Annotated in this window: 12 protein-coding genes and 2 pseudogenes; 9 read left to right on the top strand and 5 right to left on the bottom strand. The window is 71.2% G+C overall.

Annotated features, from left to right (window positions below; translation table 11 throughout):
- Positions 1 to 83: 83 nt before the first annotated feature.
- From PV963_RS35975 to PV963_RS35965, 3 genes and pseudogenes are all read left to right on the top strand, one after another.
- A pseudogene (locus tag PV963_RS35975) lies at positions 84 to 1,404 on the top strand (jacalin-like lectin).
- A 22-nt stretch (positions 1,405 to 1,426) separates the two neighbouring features.
- Complete coding sequence (locus tag PV963_RS35970; RefSeq protein WP_274820647.1) at positions 1,427 to 2,017, top strand: TetR/AcrR family transcriptional regulator; 591 nt, start codon at positions 1,427 to 1,429, stop codon at positions 2,015 to 2,017.
- On the top strand, positions 2,010 to 2,981 hold the full coding sequence (locus PV963_RS35965) for a phosphotransferase enzyme family protein (RefSeq protein ID WP_274820646.1): 972 nt from the start codon (positions 2,010 to 2,012) through the stop codon (positions 2,979 to 2,981). The genes PV963_RS35970 and PV963_RS35965 overlap by 8 nt, the downstream gene beginning before the upstream one ends.
- A 33-nt stretch (positions 2,982 to 3,014) precedes the next feature.
- On the opposite strand, the gene PV963_RS35960 is transcribed toward PV963_RS35965, so the two are convergent.
- From PV963_RS35960 to PV963_RS35950, 3 genes are all read right to left on the bottom strand, one after another.
- On the bottom strand, positions 3,015 to 3,809 hold the full coding sequence (locus PV963_RS35960; protein WP_274820645.1) for an isocitrate lyase/PEP mutase family protein: 795 nt from the start codon (positions 3,807 to 3,809) through the stop codon (positions 3,015 to 3,017).
- Between the two features lie 79 nt (positions 3,810 to 3,888).
- Positions 3,889 to 5,583: a DUF2264 domain-containing protein gene (locus PV963_RS35955; protein ID WP_274820644.1), complete on the bottom strand. Its 1,695-nt coding sequence runs from the start codon at positions 5,581 to 5,583 to the stop codon at positions 3,889 to 3,891.
- Positions 5,584 to 5,662: 79 nt separating this feature from the next.
- Positions 5,663 to 6,706: a rhamnogalacturonan acetylesterase gene (locus PV963_RS35950; RefSeq protein WP_274820643.1), complete on the bottom strand. Its 1,044-nt coding sequence runs from the start codon at positions 6,704 to 6,706 to the stop codon at positions 5,663 to 5,665.
- Between the two features lie 153 nt (positions 6,707 to 6,859).
- On the opposite strand from PV963_RS35950, the pseudogene PV963_RS44125 reads away from it, so the two are divergent.
- Positions 6,860 to 7,035 (top strand): annotated as a pseudogene (locus tag PV963_RS44125) (rhamnogalacturonan lyase B N-terminal domain-containing protein); the annotation flags it as partial.
- A gap of 18 nt (positions 7,036 to 7,053) precedes the next feature.
- Here the strand turns inward: PV963_RS44125 and PV963_RS35945 are convergent.
- Together PV963_RS35945 and PV963_RS35940 are read right to left on the bottom strand one after the other, a co-directional pair.
- Positions 7,054 to 8,466, bottom strand: a complete 1,413-nt coding sequence (locus PV963_RS35945) for an RICIN domain-containing protein (protein WP_274820642.1) — start codon at positions 8,464 to 8,466, stop codon at positions 7,054 to 7,056.
- A gap of 1 nt (position 8,467) precedes the next feature.
- Positions 8,468 to 9,565: a glycoside hydrolase family 43 protein gene (locus PV963_RS35940; RefSeq protein WP_274820641.1), complete on the bottom strand. Its 1,098-nt coding sequence runs from the start codon at positions 9,563 to 9,565 to the stop codon at positions 8,468 to 8,470.
- A 250-nt stretch (positions 9,566 to 9,815) separates the two neighbouring features.
- Between PV963_RS35940 and PV963_RS35935 the strand changes: the two genes are divergently transcribed.
- From PV963_RS35935 to PV963_RS35915, 5 genes are all read left to right on the top strand, one after another.
- Positions 9,816 to 10,769: an expansin EXLX1 family cellulose-binding protein gene (locus PV963_RS35935; protein WP_274820640.1), complete on the top strand. Its 954-nt coding sequence runs from the start codon at positions 9,816 to 9,818 to the stop codon at positions 10,767 to 10,769.
- Between the two features lie 177 nt (positions 10,770 to 10,946).
- Positions 10,947 to 11,135 carry a hypothetical protein gene (locus PV963_RS35930; protein ID WP_274820639.1) on the top strand — a complete coding sequence of 63 codons (189 nt, stop codon included), beginning with the start codon at positions 10,947 to 10,949 and terminating at the stop codon, positions 11,133 to 11,135.
- Positions 11,099 to 12,388, top strand: a complete 1,290-nt coding sequence (locus PV963_RS35925) for a hypothetical protein (protein WP_274820638.1) — start codon at positions 11,099 to 11,101, stop codon at positions 12,386 to 12,388. The genes PV963_RS35930 and PV963_RS35925 overlap by 37 nt, the downstream gene beginning before the upstream one ends.
- Positions 12,389 to 12,437: 49 nt before the next feature.
- On the top strand, positions 12,438 to 12,590 hold the full coding sequence (locus PV963_RS35920; protein WP_274820637.1) for a hypothetical protein: 153 nt from the start codon (positions 12,438 to 12,440) through the stop codon (positions 12,588 to 12,590).
- A 148-nt stretch (positions 12,591 to 12,738) separates the two neighbouring features.
- The gene (locus PV963_RS35915) at positions 12,739 to 14,847 is read left to right on the top strand and encodes an autotransporter-associated beta strand repeat-containing protein (protein ID WP_274820636.1); all 2,109 of its coding nucleotides are present in this window, start codon (positions 12,739 to 12,741) and stop codon (positions 14,845 to 14,847) included.
- The last annotated feature ends 3 nt before the right edge of the window (positions 14,848 to 14,850 follow it).

Genomic DNA, 14,850 nt, shown 5'->3' with positions numbered 1-14,850 from the left:
CCTTGCGCATCAACCGAGTTGGGCTCGAACCTGAACATCGTTCATGTCCCTCTCTGCCTCCCCCGACCGGAGACACCCCCACCATGAGACGACTCCTCGGCGCCCTCACCGCCGCCGCTCTGGCCCTCACCGGACTGACCGCGACCTCCGCGACGCCCGCCGCCGCCGCGGACTCCGGCTCCTTCAACGTGCTGACGTACAACATCGCGGGCCTCCCCCTCGGGCTCGGCGACAGCGACCCCGAGACCAACACCCCGCTGATCGGGCAGCGGCTCGGGCCGTACGACATCGTGAACGTGCAGGAGGACTTCAACTACCACGCCTCGCTGTACGCCAACGACAAGCACCTCTACCGCACGGCGACCAGCGGTGGCGCGGCCTTCGGTGACGGGCTCAACACCCTCTCGGACCACCCCTTCGAGGACTTCCAGCGGGTGAAGTGGAACAACTGCACCGGCACCAACTGCCTGACGCCCAAGGGCTTTTCGCTGGCGCGGGTCAGGCTCGCGGAGGGCGTCTTCGTCGACCTGTACAACGTCCACACGAACGCCGACTCGACCGACGACGCACTGGCCGCCCGCCGGGCCAACGTCGAGCAGCTCTCGGACTTCATCCAGGCGAACTCCGCGGGCAACGCGGTGATCGTCATGGGGGACACGAACACGCGGTACACCCGCACCGGCGACAACATCCGCACCCTGCTGTCCGAGAACGGCCTGACGGACGCGTGGGTGAAGCTGGTCAAGGGCGGTACGCCCCCGGCCCAGGGCGGCGACGCGCTGGTCTGTGACGCGGCGGCGCCTGCGAACGACTGCGAGGTCGTGGACAAGGTCCTCTACCGGGGCAGCAAGCTGCTGAACCTGACCGCGACCCGCTACGCCAACGACTGGAAAGCCTTCCTCCGCTCCGACGGCAAGCACCTGTCCGACCACTTCCCGCACGCGGTCGACTTCTCCTACACGCTCAACTCGTCCCTGCGGGCGAGCGACTTCTTCGGCGGCCCGCACGGCACCGCCTTCAACGACGCGGACGACCTGCCGGCCAACCCCGCTCCCCGCACCCTCACCCTGCGCGGCGCCACCCGCCTGGACGCGGTCTCCCTGACCCACGACGGCGGTACGGCCCTGACCCACGGCGGCACGGGCGGCACGGCGACCTCGCTGACGCTGGCCTCCGGTGAGCACCTGACCTCGGTGAAGCTGACGCAGGGGCCAGAAGGACGGCCGCACCCGGATCTTCTCGGCGTCCTTCACGACGGACAAGAACCGCACCCTGTCCGCCGGCACGGCCACATCGGACGCGAAGACCTTCACGGCCCCCTCCGGTTGGCAGATCGTCGGCTTCACGGGCCGCGCGGGCGCTGAGATCGACAAGCTGGGAGTGGTGTACGCGCCGATCCGCTGAGCCCGTACTACGCTCTTCCCTCATGCCCAGAGCCGGCCTCACCCCCGACCGCCTCGTCGCCGCCGCGGCCGACCTCGCCGACGAGGCCGGCCTGGAGCACGTCACCCTCTCCGCCCTGGCCCGCCGCTTCGGGGTGAAGGACGCGAGCCTGTACACCCACGTCCGGAACCTGAAGGACCTGCGCACCCGCCTGGCCCTCCTCGCGGGCGGCGAGATGATCGACCGGATCGCGGCGGCGGTCGAGGGGCGGGAGGCCGGCCGGGACACGCTCGGCGCCTTCGCCGGCGCCTACCGGGCCTACGCCCTGGAACACCCCGGCCGGTACGCGGCGACCCAGCTCCCGGTCGATCAGGACCTGGTCGCGGACTCCCCCGCGATGCGCCGCACGGCCGACGTCACCTACGGCATGCTCCGCGCCTACGGCCTGGAGGAACCCGACCTCACCGACGCCGTACGCCTGCTGCGCAGCACCTTCCACGGCTACTGCGCCCTGGAGTCCACCGGCGCCTTCGGCGCGCCCCGTGACGTACAGGCGTCCTGGGACAGGGCGATCGACGCCCTGCACGTACTTCTTCAGAACTGGCCCCGCGAACAGAGGACGACCGATGCGTGACACAGCCGACTCCATAGCGCGAAGCTACGCACTCGGCGCCGGGCCCTGGACCATGACACCGGTCACCCGGGGGGCCCTGGGCCAGATCTGGAAACTCACCGGAAACGGGCCCTCGTGGGCCGTGAAGGAGCTCCTCTTCGGCTGCGACGAAGCGCAGGTCCGCCGCGAGGCCGCGCTCCGGGACTCCGCTGCGGACCTGGGCATCGCCTCACCCCGTCTCCACCCCAACGGGCAGGGCGCGCACGTCTCCCGGCTCGGTTCCCCGGCCGGGTCCTGGGTGAAGCTGTACGACTGGGTCGACGGCACCCGGGCGGACGCGTCCGACCCCGAGATCCTGGAGTGGTTCGGCCGGACCATGGCGCTGCTGCACCAGGCCGGTGAGGGCGCCGTCGAGACGCCCAGCGACTGGTACGAGCGGTGTCCTGGCGAGGCCGACTGGGAGGACGTCCTCAAGAAGGTGCGTGACGCCGGCCTGCCGTGGGCGGACGAACTGAGCCGGTTCATCGCCACGTCAGCGCCCCGGCTGGCGCACTGGGTGACACCGTCGGCTCCCGGCGGCCTGGTGACCTCGCACCTGGACCTCCAGCCCCAGAACGTCCTGGTCGGCCCGGATGGGCCGGTCCTCCTCGACTGGGACAACGCCGGTCCCGTTTCGGCGGAACGGGAGTTCGCGCGTGCCGTGTACGTATGGTCGGGCCGCAACGCGGTGGACATCGCGTCCGCCCGGCGTCTGGCCCGGGCCTACCGGGATGCCGGGGGCCGGGCCGTGGTCACGGGCCCGGAGTCGTTCTCGATGCTCTTCGCCACGGACCTGAACTACATCCATGTGCAGGCCGAGACGGCCGTCGATCCCACCGTGACCGCCGCGCAGCGCGAGTTCGCGGGCGACCAGGTCGTCGCGTGCCTGCGGAGCCTGCCGGACCTCGCTGCGGTATCGCTGCTGGTCGCCGCGCTCGACACCTGACGGAACGACCTACGGAACAACCTGGAGAACAGCCTACGGAGCGCCCTGACCGGCCACGTCCTGGTATGACGGTGTCGCACCCGTCGGTGTCCGGCCGGCCCGGATCTCCGCCACCGCCTCCAGGGCCGCGCCCAGCGCCCGCCGGTACAGCAGCGAGCCGAGGCTGATCCGGCGTACGCCGACGTCGGCCAGGTGGGGGACGGAGGGGCCACCCGGCGAGTAGAGGACGTTCAGGGGGGCGTGGACGTGGCGCACCAGGGTGGCGATCTGCCGCAGGTCGGCGAGGCCGGGGACGAACACGCCGTCCGCGCCCGCCTGTTGGTAGGCGTCGAGCCGGGCGAGCGTGTCCGTGGCGTCGCCGTCGCCGAGCCAGTGGGTGTCGGTGCGGGCGTTGACGAAGAGGCCGGGGACAGCCTCCTTGACCGCGGCGATCTTCGCCGCGTGCCGGTCGGCGGGCCCGAGTCCGTCCTCCAGGTTGATGCCGACGACTCCCACGGCGTTCAGCTCGCGCGCGAACTCCGCCACCTCGTCCGGGTCGTCGCTGAAGCCGCCCTCGGCGTCGACGGACACCAGGAACGGCTCCGCCCCGAGGGCGAAGGCCAGCCGGAGCGTCTCCTCCCGGGTCGCCGCCTCGCCGTCGGGTAGTCCCGCGGCCGCGGCGACGCCCAGGCTCGTCGTAGCGATCGCCCGGAAACCCTGCCCGGCGAGGGCTCGCGCGGAGGCGCAGTCCCAGGCGTTGGGCAGCAGGAAGGGCTCGTCGGCGTGGTGGAGTTCGGCGAAGGCGGTGGCGGCCCCCGCGGCCGGTGTCTGCTTCGGGTGTGCGGTCATGGGGCCACGCTAGGCGCGGATCGCTTCGGCGCGGGCCGAACTGCAGCCGACCGGAGGCCGCCTCGGCGCCCCACCCGTCTCAGGCCGAGAGCGGCGCCACCTCCACCCCCGAACCGTCCAGCAGAACCCGCGCCCCGTCCCCGTCGCTCCAGCGGACCTCGACCGACCCTGTCTCGTCCACCCGCACGGAGACCAGCTCCGCCAGCGGGACCGGGGCCGGCTCCCCCGTCAGCCGGGCCAGGGCGACGAACAGCGTGTCGCCGTCGCCGGTGACGCCGGTGAGGGCTTCGTCGAGGCCGGCCGCGGGCAGGAGTTCGGCCCGCAGGCCCTCCGCCGCCGGCCAGCCGGTCACCCGCACCGGTGTCCCCGGTTCCGCCCCGGACACCAGATGCGCCCGCACCTCGGCCGCGCCGTGCGCCAGGACCACGCTCGTCACCCGGGCTCCCCCGCCGGCGGTGTGCCGCGAGGCCGCCCAGCCTTCGCCGACGCCCAGCGGTTCGATGCCGGTGCGGCTCGGGTCGTCGCCGAGGAGCACGCTGTTGTCGTAGGAGGGGGACGGGGCCGTCACGGTCGAGTAGGCCAGGCGCGTGTAGTACGGGTCGTAGCGGACGTCCTCGCTGCCGTGGTTGTGGAGGCGGACCACGCCGTCGGAACGGGTGGACTGGAGCAGCCAGTTGGGAGGGCCGACGGGGGTGACGGAGTCCGCGCGCTCGGCCGGGGCGGGTTCTTCCGTCGCCGTCCACACCTCGTGGTCGGGTGGCAGGAGCAGGCCGAGGAAGCCCTTGCTCGCCCAGTACGGGGAGGCCGGGCCCGAGTAGCCCTGGAGGACGGACTCGTCGGGGCCGTGCCAGCCCAGGGACAGCAGGCCCCGGTCGTCGACCGCGCCCCGGTCGAGGAAGTAGCGCAGTGCTCCCGAGGCCAGGCGCCGGGTCTCCCCCGCCGGCAGAGGCGTACGGCCGGTCAGGGCGCCCAGCCACAGCGGTGCCGTCGTCGCGAAGCGGTAGGTGAGGGAACGGCCCTGGTGCATGGGGGCGCCGTCGCCGCCGAACAGGCGGGCGTAGTCGCAGAGGTGGCGTTCGAGACGCGCCCCGTACAGGTCCAGGAGGCGCTCGTCGCGCTCCAGCCAGGCGTGCAGCACCGGGTAGAGGTGCATCGCCCAGCCGTTGTAGTAGTCGAACTTGCGGCCGTCGCCGTCGGTGTACCAGCCGTCGCCCACGTACCACTGCTCGATGCGCTCCAGGCCGCGGTCGATCGCCGCGCGGGACGCGTCCGGCTCGTGGCCGATCTCGGCCAGGAAGCCGCCCACCGTGACCGGGAACAGCTCCCAGTTGCAGGGCCAGGCCTCGGCGGTGAGCGCGTCGCCGAGCCAGGCCGCCGCCCGTTGCCGTACGCCGTCGTCCAGCCGGTCCCACAGCAGCTCCCGCGTCAGCCGCAGGGCGAGTGCGATCGACGCCGCCTCCACCAGGGGCTGGCTGCGGTGCTCGATGCGTGGCCAGACGCCCGAGACTCCGGCGGCCAGGCCGTCGGCGTAGCGCTCCAGGGCCTTCTCGTCACGGCGGAAGGCGGCCAGCAGCAGCGTGCGGGCGTAGCCCTCCAGGCCGTCGGAGAGGCGGCCCGACCAGCTGGCCCGGTCGCCGGGCAGGTGATACAGCGCGTGGTCCTCGGTCGCGTACGGCTCGACGGCGGTGAGCAGGGCGTCGGCCGCCGCCTCCCAGTGGGCGCGGGTGTAGCCGGTGTACGCGGAGGTCGTGCGGTCGGCGGGAGGCAGCTGCATCGCGTCTCTTTCGTGCTGGGACAGGTCAAAAACGGTTGGACCTGGAGCGCCCCGGTTCCGGTCGGGGCGCCCCAGGGGTTCATCCCACCCGCACCTTGCCCTTCGGCACCAGATGCCGGGTGACGAGTTCGTCGCGGACCAGGCCCGCGTAGGCCGTGGCACCGCGCACGGAGGTGTGCGTGTTGTCCCGCGCCTCGTTGGAGAGGTACAGGGCCTTGGAACCCTCCACGCCCAGGGACTCGACGAGTGCCTTCGTCTTCGCCGTGAGGTCGATCAGCGGGACGTCCCGCGCGGCCGCTACGGAGCGCGTGACCGCCGGGTGGTCGACGCCCAGGCCGTTGACCAGGAGCGCGGTTGAGTTGTTCAGCGTGCCGTCGGGGTTGAACCAGCGTCGCACGATGGGAGTGACAAGGACCGGCTGTCCGCCCCGCTCCCGGACTCCCGCCACCAGGGTCTCCAGGTTGGCCCGGTAGGTGGCCTCGTCCGTCGTCTTGTCGTTGTGGGCGAGCTGGACGAGGACCAGGTCGCCGGGGCGGATCAGGGGCCGTACGGTGGCCCACAACCGCGGGTTCCCGAGAAACGTGACCGTACTCTCGCCGGAATCGGCGTAGTTGGCGACAGACAGGCCCTTGCCGAGGTACTGGGGCAACTGCTGGCCCCAGCCGGAGTACGGGTCGCCGGGCTGGTCGCAGACGGTGGAGTCGCCGACCAGGAAGATCTGGCGGGTGTGCCGGGCGGGGGTGACCTTGATGCCGGCCAGGGCGGGGGCGGAACCGCCGATCCGCAGGTCGAGGCCGGGGGTTCCGTCGGGGCCGGTGGGCTCGCCCTCGGGGGTGCGGACGTTCACGGTGAAGCTGCGGGTGACACGCTCGCCCGCCGGTGCGGCCGTCTCCGGCAGCAGGGACCGGCGGGTCTCGCCGCTGATGCTCGTGGCGGACGCGGTCTTTCCGCCGAGCACGACCCGCACGTCGTACGTGCCGGGCGGGACGTCGAAGTGGCAGGCGCCGGCGGCGCAGTGCGCGAGGCCCGGACCTGCGCCTGCTTCCCCCGCGTGAGCGGGTACGGCGGACAGGGCGGTGCTCAGCGTCACGGCCGCCAGCACGGCCATGTTGAAACGTCTCACTCACAGCTCCTCCGTCACGGCGACAAGGCCTGGCGGCTGAACGTATCGCTTGCGGCAAGCGCTTTCTAGACTTCGGCTAGATTTCCCGAAGATGCTCCACCAAGCGCGTGAAAGCCCTTTCGCGAAATCGATTCAACTGTCACTCCCGCCCTGGCCATCCCCTCCCCGCCCACCCAGCCGAACACCCGGTCGCGTACAGCGTCCCGGTGTCCGCCTGGAAGACGGACCCGAGTCGGTACAACGTGCTCAGGATCGACGTGGTGAGCGGGTCGGGGGCGACCGGCCTCCTCAGTGCGGGGACGGCGATCGACGCGATCGACCTGCCGGCCCATGGACAGCCGGGGTCGTCATGTCCCGTGCGTCCACTGCTGGTTGGTGCCGCCGTTGCACGTGTACGTGATGAGCGCGGCGCCGTTGGCGGTGGACGCGCCGTTCACGTCGAGGCACTCGCCGGTCGCACGGGACTTGACGTTCACGTACGAGCCGGTGGTGGTCAGCGACCACTGCTGGCTCGTCGCGGCGGCGTTGCAGTTCTCCTGCGTGACCGTGCTCGTGTTCTCCTGCACGCACAGGGAGCTGTTCCTGACCATCAGCTGGTAGGAGCCGCCGCCGACGGACTTGAACCAGTACTTCTGGTTGGTGCCGCCGTTGCAGTCGTACTGCTTGAGCTGGGCTCCCGCCCACAGCGACTGGCTGGTCACGTCCGCGCACTTGGACGAGTGGCGGGCGACGAGGGTGTGGTACGTGGCGCTCGTGCCGGAGACGGTCCCGGCGGCCGCGTCGATGGTGACCTCCGGCGACCAGGACATGGACATCGTGGTCGAGTTGGAGAAGGCCAGCGGCAGCCAGACGTACCGCGAGTCGTTGACGGTCCCGCCGAAGGAGTTGCCCCAGCGGTCACCCATGTAGAGGTACGAGGTGCCCGAACTGCCCTGCACCGGAAGGACGTAGGCGGTCTGTGAGCCGTACGTCGTCGAGTCGCCGATGTTCTTCATGGCCGACCAGGGTCCGGCGATGTTCGTGGCCGTGGCGTACTGCTGCTGGTTGGGGTTCCAGCCCGTGGCGCCCGAGGTCAGCATGAAGTACACGCCGTTTCGCTTGAACAGCGCCGGAGCCTCGCGGTGACCGCCCGGCCAGGGGTTGGCGACCAGGCTCGCGATGCCGGTGTAGTCGGCGGTGAGGCGGTAGATCTGCAGGTCGTAGTTCTCGCGGGCGGCGGAGATCATGTACCCCGCACCGTCGGTGTCGACGAACACCGTGATGTCGCGGGACATGTGCCGGCCGAGCGGGCGGAAGCTGCCCTTCCAGGTGTAGTTGCCGTCCACGGTGTCGGAGACGGCGACAGCGGCGCGGGCCTCGCTGTAGTCGGTGCCGTTCTCCTTGTGCATCCACATCACGAACTTGCCGGTGGACGCGTTGTACATGACCTTCGGCCGCTCGATGTTGGCGGTCGCCAGCTCCGGGTCGCTGGCCTCGGTCAGGACGTGGTTGCGGAACTCCCAGTTCTTCAGGTCGGTCGAGCGGTAGGCGTCGACGTACCGGAAGGTGTTGTCGGCGTTGCGGTGCTCGCCGAACCAGTAGTAGTAGGAGCCGACCTTGATGACCCCGCCGCCGTGCGCGTGGACGGGGTTGCCCGAGGTGTCCTTGAACTGGGTGCCGTTGGTGATGGTCCGGGGCGCGGCCTGTGCGGTCCCGGCGGTGGCGAGGGCGCCGGCCAGCGCCAGGCACAGGGCGAGGAGGACGGCGTACGCGCGTCTCATCTCAGTCCCCCGCCTTGACGGTGTCGGCGACCGGGATGCCGAAGTCCGGGGTGCCGTCCGGCTTCCAGCCGAGCTTCTGGATGCGGGTGTGGCGGTTGGGGTCGTTCAGCGGGTCGCCGTTGATCTCCTTGTACTGGCGGGCGTGGTAGACGAGGACGTCGGTGCGGCCGTCCTCGGCGACCGTGAAGCAGTTGTGGCCCGGGCCGTACTGCTTGGTGGTGTCGTTGCTGGTGAAGACCGGCGTCGGCGACTTGGACCAGCTCATGGGATCCAGGAGGTGGCTGTCGGTGTCCGCGGTCAGCAGGCCCATGCAGTAGTTGAAGTCGGTGGCACTCGCCGAGTACGTCATGAAGAGGCGGCCGTTGCGCTTGATGACGTACGGGCCCTCGTTGACCTTGAAGCCGATGCACTCCCAGTCGTACTCGGGGGTGGAGAGCCGCACCTGCGGGCCCTTCAGGGTCCAGGGGTTCGCCATCTCGGACAGGAAGATGCCGGTGTTGTTGTCCAGTCCGGGCTCGTGCTGCGCCCAGGCGAGGTAGCGCTTGCCGCGGTGGGTGAAGGTGGTCGCGTCCAGGGAGAAGGTCTCCCAGGCCGTCTTCACCTGGCCCTTCTCCACCCAGGTGCCCTTGAACGGGTTGGGATGGGCGTTCTCCAGCACCCATATGCGGATCGCCCACACGTCCTCCGCGGGCGCCGAGGCGAAGTAGATGTACCACTTGCCGCCGATGCGGTGCAGTTCGGGCGCCCAGATGTGCGCGCCCATGTTCCCCGTGGGGTGGGCGCGCCAGATCACGGACTCGTCCGCCGTGCCCAGGCCGTTCAGGGTCCGGGAGCGGCGCAGGATGATGCGGTCGTACTCGGGGGCGGTGGCGGTGAAGTAGTAGAAGCCGTCCTTGTGCCGGTTGATGTGCGGGTCGGCCCGGTTGCGGACCAGCGGGTTCACGAAGGGGGCCGGTTTCGGGGGCCTGGCCGGGGTGGCGGCCTGGGCCATGCCCGGTACGGCGGGGACGGCGGCCAGGGCACCGGCGGCTGCGGCGCCCTTCAGCAGCAGTCTGCGGCTGGGGGGTTCGGGCAGAGCGTGGTCGCGGTCGCGGCTCATGCGGTGGGGCCTGCCTCTCACTGGGGGACACACGGCGTCGTCTGATGCGTCGTCTGACATTTCGAACACCATCTGTCATTACGAACGCCGAAAAGGTAAGGGTGCGCCACGTGGAGGTCAACGGGTCTGACGGGACGAAGGCGGCCGGGTCCTGGAAGGGCCCCGCCGCACGCGCGGCAACCTTTCCCGCCCCGGCGACCACTGGTGAGGCGAAAGCGCGCATTCTCCTGAACCACGTAAGGACTCATCCGTGGCATCCCATTCCCGCCGCCGTCCCCTCCGCAAGCGACGCACGGCCCTCGTCCTCGCCGTCGCCGTGGCAGCGGTGGGAGTTCTGCTGTCCCTGATGATGGCGCTCCGCCCCGACAGCGAGCCGAACGCCGTGCGAGCCGCTGCCGAGCCCGCCGCCGGCAACGAGCCGAGTGCCTCACCCACGGCACCGGAACGGAAGCCCGAATCGAAGCCGAAGCCGAAGCCGAAGCCGTCCAAGGCATCCCCGACGCCGACCGCGGCCACCCCGTCGGCGCGGCCCTCGACCGCCGGTGCCCCGCCGTCCCCGCAACGGCCGGCGTCCGGCACGGCACCGCTGGCGGGGCGGATCCAGCCCAAGGTCACCTACAAGGGGGTCGCCACCCACTACGACGCCAAGGACGGGAACGGTGCCTGCCTGTACGGCCCGAGCCCCGACCTCATGGTCGCGGCGATGAACCACACCGACTACGAGACGTCCAAGGCGTGCGGCGCGCACATCCTCGTCCGCGCGGCGAACGGCGCCTCCGTCACGGTCCGGATCACCAACGAATGCCCGCTCCCCTGCGCCCCCGGGCAACTCGACCTCAGCAAAGAGGCCTTCGCCAAGCTCGCGGGCCTGTCCGCCGGCCGGATCCCGATCACCTGGAGCCTGCTGAGCCCCAGCACGTCCGACACCGTCTCGATCCGCTACAAGACCGGCTCCAGCCGCCATTGGTGCGGCATCCAGGCGCTCGGCCACCGCAACCCGCTGGCCCGTCTGGAGGTCAGGACCGGCAGCGGATGGACCCGGCTGACCCGTACCGAGTACAACTACTTCCTCTCCCCCGACGGCACGGGCTGCGGCGGCGCCCTGAGGCTCACCGACATCTACGGCGAACAGCTCACTGTCGAGGGCATCGCAGTCCGCCCGGATGTCATACAGCCGACGCGTGTGCAGTTCGCCCGGCGCTGAACGGACCAGTACGGATGGTCTTGCCCGAGCCATCGGAGCCATGCCCGTAGGCGCACGCGTGCAGCCAGCTCTCGCCCTCGCCGTGATGGGGCCCCCGGAACGCTTCGGACTGCACGATCCAGCGGGTCCGCCGAACCGACGGACGTCCACAGCGAGCGGTACCGCTGTTCCTTCACCTTGGAACTCGTCGTCGTCACGTCCCACGGCGTCTTCACTCAGCGGATCGACCGCCAGGGCGACCCGTTCGTGCTGACGGCCCGGGCGCGGTCGTCCTCCGAGGACTCGCCGTTCGCCGGCTACCAAACGGCTTACCAGGAGGACCTCGACGGATGGCACGCGGTCGATCCCGCGGACCGGTCGTCGTGATGCGCGAGCAGGGGCGGCAGGCATCCGGGGTGTCGGTCGGGCGGCTGGTGGCGCTGGTCGCGCTCGCGGTGGTCTGCTCGCTGGTCGCGACACTGTTCGTGCTGTGGTTCTCCACTGACGACGGGGCGGACCGGCTCTCCCACGACCGGCCCGCCCGGACCACGGCGGCCCTGCGTGACTCCTACGCGTACATCAGGGAGAAGGAGTTCGTGCTGATGCGCGGCGATCGGCCACTGGCTCGGGTGCCGCGCGTCTTCGACACGGCGGACTCGCTGCACAACAAGGTGGTCTGGACGCACGGCGGCACCCATGTGGCGTTCCTGTCCGACGACGAGCTGCTGGACAGCCCGAAGGACACCCACCTCATCGCTGTCGACGCCAGGACCGGGCGGGTTCGGCGCCTGCCCTGCCCGAGGTGCTATGACCTCGCCGCCGTCGGAGAGAGCGGTGTCCTGGCCCTCGACCCGACACCCGAGGGCCCCGGCCCCGGAGCCCGCCGCTTCGACCTGGACAGCACCGCCACCTCGGGCACGCGGGCGACACCGCCTCCCGACAACGGCGAACGATGGGTGCTCTACTTCCTGGCCTCCACGCGCACCCACCTGCTCACCAGCCAGGCCACCAGTTACGGCAGCAGCGGCAGCCCCATGCAGTTGCGGCTGGTCGGCACGGACGGCGGCGGCGCGGTCTCCTACCCTCTCTTCGACTCGAACAACCACATGCCGGCGGCGGCCGACACCGACGGCGAGGAGCAGTTCGCCGTGGCGGAGCGGTCGAACCCCGGGGGGTGCGCGGCCCCCTTCCCCATCTACCTCCTTGACCGGCGAGGTGGCACCAGGGCCACCGACATGTCCGCCGCGTTGCCGCCCGGCTTTGTGGCGGGCCGCAACGGGGGTGTCGAGGTGCACGACCTGTGGTGGGGCGGCGACGGGCACTTGTACGCCACCATCGCCTCCTGGACCTGTGATTCCACCAAGCGCTACGAGGACGAGAAGAAGGTGCTGCACCGTCCCTCGTCGCTCTGGCGGCTGGACGGCGAGAAGTGGGTGAGTGCCGGAGGTAAGCCGGCCACCGTGGTACGCCAGTTGGACAGGGACACCCGTGCGGTGCTGCGCCTCCCCGACTGCATCGGGCCGGCGAAACAGTTCGAGGGGACGAGCTGCGGCACCGGCGTGCTGTACCGGGAACATGACAGCAGGCGAACGACGGTGGCCGAAGGCGTCCTGTCAGTCTTCGCGCCACCCGCCCGGTAGCGCGGTCCACCCGTCAGGGCGTTATCGGCTGCGGTCTCCTGCCCCACGCGTGACAGCTTCTCGGGGCCTCCACGGCGCCCGCCGAGGCATCAAGGTCGTCGAGGTCGACGGCTCCGGCATGCCCGATGCCGAGACCGCGGCGGCCGGCGGGTTCCTGCCCGGCCCGCACGCCAAGCTCGTCGGCCCCACCTTCCAGGCATGACACAACACCCAGCCCTGATGCGGACGGGCCTGGCCATCGCCCCCTGTCGAGCCCCTCCCGTCCCGCCTGAGGCAGTAACCGTCGCATCACCGGAACGGCGACCGCGATTTTCTGTTATCGGCCGCCCGCCACCCGCGTCTCCCCTCCCGTGCACAGCCTCACCCACACCACAGCAGCGGCCGCCGGTGTCCTCGCGGCGGTCGCCTCCCTGCTCGCCGCTCCCCCGGCGGCGGCCGCCGGCCCCCGGGACGTCACCGCCGACGTGCTGGCCGACCGGGACGTGACGCTCACCGGCGACACGGTCGTCACCGTGCCGCCCGGGACGACGACGTACGACGGCGTGTTCCGCGGCGAGGGCACGCTCACCGTGCGCGGCGGCGGGACCCTGGTCCTCACCAAGGACAGCGACTTCACGCTCCCCGAGTCCCGGCGGCGGCAGCGGGTACGGACGCTGGGCGGGAACCACCCGTACGTCACCGTCACCAACCCCGACCCGCCGGCGGTCACGGTGGAGCGCGGCGCCACGCTCCAGTACGGCGACGGCGGTACGACGGGACTGATCGGCCGCTTCCCGTACAACACCCCGGCGTTCCGCCTCAACCAGGACAACATCCGGGTCGACGGCACCCTGCGGCTGTCGCTGAGGAGCGCGTACAACCTGGGCACCATCAGCGGCTCCGGGCTGATCACCCAGCCGAGGTTCCTGTGGGGCACCTGGGACCTGTCGGGCACGCACCCCTTCTCCGGGGTGATCGACAACGGCACGCAGCTGAACGCCGGCCGCCCGGAGTACGCGACCTCGCTCCCGAACGTCCGCAAGGTCCTCAACCAGGGCACCTGGACCGCCGACACGCCCCTGGGCCGGACCGTCACGATGGGCATGGACTTCTACCAGCGCGAGTACGGCAGCGACATCAACGTCCAGTCGCGGCCCGGCGGCAAGGTCGTCCTGACCGGCCAGTACAGCTGGTCGGACCAGGGCGGCGACAGAGACCCGTCGCTCAGCGACCCGGCCCTCAACTGGACGCCCGCCCGCAAGAACGTCAACAAGCGCGGCACCAACATCAAGGGCGCGAACGTCCAGTGGGGCGACGGCACCACGAACAGGATCTTCATGCCGGGCACCGCCGAGACGGTCTACATCAACCTCCTGGCCGCCCGCTCCCGTTCCCGCCTCACCTTCGACTACAACGGTCCGGTGACGCTCGGCGCCCCCATCGGTGGCGGCATATTCCACGACACCCTCTCGGCCCCCGGCGCGGGCGACATCGTCATCGCCGGAACCCCCGGCAACGACGTGACCTTCGCGGCCGTCCAGTACTACGACGGCTCCACGACGGTGGAGAAGGGGGCAGTGCTGCGCCTGGGCAGCGGGAAGCGCGGCGGGGACGGCGGGCTGTACACGGCAGGCGCCCTCTACAAGGTCGTCAACGACGGCTCGCTCGTCCTGCGCAACGCGAACCGGCCTCTCACCCTCTCCCGCATCGGCGGCAGCGGCTCGCTCACCCAGTCGGGAGCCGCCACGACGACACTGACGGGCCCCGCCGTCACGTACACCGGGACGACCACCGTCTCCAAGGGCACGCTGGCCCTGCGAAAAGGCGCCACCCTCGCTCGCAGCAAGGCGATCCGGCTCACGGCGGCCGGGGCGCGGCTGGACCCGGGTTCGGCGGGCCTGCGCGTGGCGACCACGCTCACCGGCCAGGGCACGGTCGCGGGAGCGGTGACGAACGAAGGTGCCGTGACGACCGGCCTCACCGTGAACGGCGGCTACACGCAGAGCCCGAAGGGCACCCTGGTCCTGCGCGGCGAGCCGCTGAAAGTGACGGGGACGGTCCGGCTGGCCGGGGACCTCGACGTGGCGGCCGTGGGAGACCGGGGCAGGCCCGCTCGTGAGATCACCGTCCTCGACCACGAGGGCGACGGCAGGATCTCGGGAACGTTCAAGGGGCTGCGGCAAGGCGCCCGCCTGAAGCTCGGCGACACCACCTACCGCATCGACTACCGGGCGGGAGACGGGAACGACGTCGCCCTGACCGCCGAAACCACCCCGAGCGCCTCCCCCACGGCGCCCGAGGCGTCCGCGTCCGGCGCCGTGACACCCCGGAGGGCCGGCGCCTCGGAGGACGTCGGCTTCGGCTGGTGGCCGTACGCACTCGGCCTGGCGCTCGTCGTCAGCCTCGCCGTACCGATGGCGACGCGACGCGGCCGGGGCCGGCGACGCGGCGGCCGGCATGCGGGCCGCGCGCGGCAGTGAGGC

The sequence above is a fragment of the Streptomyces coeruleorubidus genome (assembly GCF_028885415.1).
Taxonomy (GTDB): Bacteria; Actinomycetota; Actinomycetes; order Streptomycetales; family Streptomycetaceae; genus Streptomyces; species Streptomyces coeruleorubidus_A.
Note: the sequence above shows the minus strand (reverse complement) of the source record. Positions and strands in the feature narration are given on the sequence as shown.